Raw genomic sequence first — 2,777 nt, forward strand, 5'->3', positions numbered from 1 at the left:
CCGTAACCTATGTGTCCAGAATGGACCATCCGGTTTTGGCTGGGGTTCCTGGATTCGAACCAGGACTAACGGAGTCAGAGTCCGCAATTTCTCCAGCCAAAATAGCGATTTTAATCATTGAAAATCAAACGCTTATGGCAGGGGAGGGACGCATATCATGTCGCGCCATGCTGCAAATGATTTCCCTTGATTTCCAAGGATTACAAACCGCTATCGGCAACTCCACGCGACATGGCCGCGACATGGAAAAGCCCGGCTGCTGCGATGTGGCCGGGCAGTTTTTGCAATTTCTCCAGCCAAAATAGCGATTTTAATCATTGAAAATCAAACGCTTATGGCAGGGTAGGGACGCATATCATGTCGCGCCATGCTGCAAATGATTTCCCTTGATTTCCAAGGATTACAAACCGCTATCGGCAACTCCACGCGACATGGCCGCGACATGGAAAAGCCCGGCTGCTGCGATGTGGCCGGGCAGTTTTTGCCGAACCCGACACGAGGAGACTACGGGTCTGTGAGCTTTGTCACAGACGGATCGACGCATCGGCCTAGCTTGCCTGCAGTTTCCTGCAGCGGTGAAGGGAGTACCCCGATGCTTGTGAACCTTCCTATGCTTGTGAACCTTCCTCTTGTCGTAGCTGGTCCCGTTGTCGATTGGTTCGGTCGCCGAGCCGATCAGAAGGCGCTGCTGAAGACAACGGACGATCTGGGCGACTCACCGGACGACAAGCGACATGGGGATTTCCCGTGACGACATCGAGACAGCGCTGGCGGTCCAGTCGGAGAGTGGGCTAACGAAAAGGCCCGGAAGCCGAAGCCGCCGGGCCCTGTGGACAAGTTGCACACTCGGTAGGTGTCGATCAGTGCCGGGGCGCAGAAATTGCAATACGCACTTTTAGGTTGAATATTGCCGAGCGACGATGTTCAATTGCCAATGGGCCATGGGTAAGGGGCGGGGCTGATGAACATGCAGCCGTGGATGACTGCCGTCGAAACCGAAGAGATCGGAGACAGGCACTATGTGCGCGTCATCGAAGATGGCGTGGTAAGCATCAAGGGATTTCATTCTCAGGCAGAAGCTAGCTCCTTCGCCAGCAAGGAAAGCGCACGACTCGGGATTTCCTCCCCTCTCAGAAAATAAAATGGCCCGGTGGCGGTCCGCACGTATGTCATGGACAACTTGCCCACCATGTTGACCCGGCTGCTTCGGTGGCCGGGCTATTCTTTGTGCGGAACAATTAACATCAGGCAGTCTTCTTCTCTTGCTCCGCTATGAGCCGTTTCAATTCGGCGATCAGCCATTTTTTGTCCTCGGCCGACATGGCGGCAAGGAGCTTCAGAAACTCGGTCACCCTCATAGCGTCATTCATAGCGACACCAGCGCTTCCTGCGACTGGAGATCATCGCTCCACATGATCGTTTCGCCATCGTGGACAAGCTCTGGCTCGTCGCCCGCGTCCCGCTCGCCATCGAAGAACGTGTCATCGCAGCGGGCGTCAAACAGCGCAACGTCCTGGTCCATCTTGTTTGTCCAACCCAGCGAGGCCTCATGCTCGTCCCCGCTATCCTCCAGGTCGGAACCATCCCCTTCGCGGTCGTCATCCGAGCCGCCGGCAACCGGGCCGCGTTCGGTCCAGCCTAGCAACGGTTCGAGGTCGCCGCCTTCTTCCAAGTCGATGCTGTCCGCTTCCATCAGGTCAAGCGCGGTGATCAGCGACATCGCACGGTCTAGGAGATCGTTGAGGCGCTTCTCGACCGACTGGCGCCACTGGCGCGGGTCCATGCCCTTAGGCATCCCCACGGGCTGTAGGATAGGCATCTGAGCGTTCATGACCGCACCCGGCGAGATGCAGCGCCGTGAAGTCCGCGAGCGTCTCAATGCGATGCCGAAGGAGAAGCAGATTGCTGCGGTCCACAGCCTCGATCCCTCAATCCTGGACGCCGTGCTTTCCGCTCCCCGCGTCCTCGTCGACATCCCATCCGACGTACTCGACATGGCGGAATCGGAAATGGTGAAGAAGCTCTACGGCGATGAACAGAGCGTGTTGGCGGATCTGGACAGTGCAAGGGCTGGCACCGCCCGCTCATTGTCACCGCCATCTTCACCGGGCTTCGCTCGTCCGAATTGCGCGGCCTGCGGTGGAGCGATGTGGATCTGAAAGCGGGCGAGCTTCACGTCCGTCAACGTGCTGATCGCTACCACGCGAAGAAATACACGAATGAGGGCTACAACCCGATCGGCCTGCCCAAATCGGAGGCCGGCGAAGATCGTACGATCCCGCTGGCGCCGATGGTCGTCAACACCTTGCGAGAATGGAAGCTGAAGTGCCCGAAAGGCCAGCTCGATCTGGTTTTCCCAAACGGGGAAGGCAACATCGAGTTTCACGCCAACATCGTGACACGCGGCCTACACCCGCCACAGATCGCGGCCGGCCTGACGGTTCCAGCGCTCGACAGGAATGGAAAGCCGAAGGCCGACAAGGAAGGCAATCCGATCATGGCCGCGAAATACACCGGCCTTCATGCCTTGCGGCATTTCTATGCAAGCTGGCTGATCAACCCCAAGGATGCCGGCGGGCAGGGCAAGGACATTAAGACAGTGCAGGCGCGCATGGGCCACTCCAGCATCGTCATGACGGCCGACACCTACGGCCATCTGTTCCCCGGCACCAACGATCAGGAGGAACTGGCGGCGGCGGAAAAGTCGTTGCTGGGCGCCTGACGCGACACAAACGCGACATGGAGGCTTGGAGAGCCCATTTAAATTGTAACCGGGG

4 protein-coding genes and 1 pseudogene are annotated in these 2,777 nt (G+C 58.1%); 4 read left to right on the plus strand and 1 reads right to left on the minus strand.

Features of this window, described 5'->3' with window-relative positions:
• The coding region (locus tag DH10_RS10365; RefSeq protein ID WP_210327774.1) for a hypothetical protein at positions 1-305 on the plus strand (305 nt) is incomplete at its 5' end.
• A gap of 656 nt (positions 306-961) precedes the next feature.
• A complete protein-coding gene (locus DH10_RS10370; protein WP_192247614.1) occupies positions 962-1,141 on the plus strand; it encodes a hypothetical protein in 180 nt (59 codons plus the stop codon).
• 225 nt (positions 1,142-1,366) lie between these two features.
• Here the strand turns inward: DH10_RS10370 and DH10_RS10375 are convergent, their stop codons facing one another.
• Positions 1,367-1,783, minus strand: a complete 417-nt coding sequence (locus tag DH10_RS10375) for a hypothetical protein (protein ID WP_192384674.1) — start codon at positions 1,781-1,783, stop codon at positions 1,367-1,369.
• Positions 1,784-1,829: 46 nt separating this feature from the next.
• Between DH10_RS10375 and DH10_RS10380 the strand changes: the two genes are divergently transcribed.
• The gene (locus tag DH10_RS10380) at positions 1,830-2,159 is read left to right on the plus strand and encodes a hypothetical protein (protein WP_192384675.1); all 330 of its coding nucleotides are present in this window, start codon (positions 1,830-1,832) and stop codon (positions 2,157-2,159) included.
• A pseudogene (locus DH10_RS10385) lies at positions 2,069-2,722 on the plus strand (site-specific integrase); the annotation flags it as partial. The gene DH10_RS10380 and the pseudogene DH10_RS10385, both read left to right, overlap by 91 nt.
• Positions 2,723-2,777 lie beyond the last annotated feature (55 nt).

This window comes from Mesorhizobium silamurunense (genome assembly GCF_014843825.1).
Taxonomy (GTDB): Bacteria; Pseudomonadota; Alphaproteobacteria; order Rhizobiales; family Rhizobiaceae; genus Mesorhizobium; species Mesorhizobium silamurunense.